The organism is Maribacter sp. 4G9, assembly GCF_002742265.1.
GTDB lineage: Bacteria > Bacteroidota > Bacteroidia > Flavobacteriales > Flavobacteriaceae > Maribacter.
This window is the reverse complement of the sequence record NZ_MDGL01000062.1, coordinates 1-697: the sequence shown is the minus strand read 5'-3', so window position 1 is coordinate 697 and position 697 is coordinate 1. Positions and strand designations below refer to the sequence as shown.

The 697-nt window shown below is 35.0% G+C and carries 1 pseudogene; it reads right to left on the bottom strand.

The features are described 5' to 3' along the window. Positions 1-529: 529 nt before the first annotated feature. Positions 530-697 (bottom strand): annotated as a pseudogene (locus tag BFP75_RS08805) (IS1595 family transposase); the annotation flags it as partial.

Genomic DNA, 697 nt, shown 5'->3' with positions numbered 1-697 from the left:
GATGCCGCGTTTTTGGAGTGCCTTCAAAAAACCGTTGAGCTCGTCACCGGTCTTGAACTGTTTAAAAAAATTGTCGTCGAATAATTCCTCGTTCTTCATAATGGTGTGAAAATTTAAAGTTAAAAAAATAGCGGGGGCATGCCCCCGCTATTTTTTTATTTACACACTTTATGAGATAGTCCCAATTCTTACGAATTTCATCTAAATCAAGCTCGCTTAATCGGAATCCAACTATAAGATAATTGATTGCGGACTGAATATCTTTATTGTTAAGTAAATCAACATTTTGACTAATGAGTTCTAAATTATCTGTAAATTTCGGAATACTATTTTTGATTTCTAAAAAATATCTTTTAGTTCTTTCAAAATCCGTTTCCTTTTTAGTTGAATTTAACATCTGAATAAATAACGATTAACAAACAAAAACGTATGCCAACACCGTATAAAATTAATTGCTTAAACTTTTTTACTTTGGAAAGGACTTTCCTTTTTCAAAGTTAGTTGTAATTTACTTTATTGACTTAGGCATTTAACCACTAATATTTTTGATATAGCATGGCGGGGTATTTACCATCCTGAGCATCAGGTTGTCGAATATGCCCTCCTTCATGAAGCTGCGGTTGAACCTGTAGCAATATTCGTCGAGATAGTCCTGTAGGTCCCCCACGTGGTGGTGCATCCCCCTAAGCCATGCCTT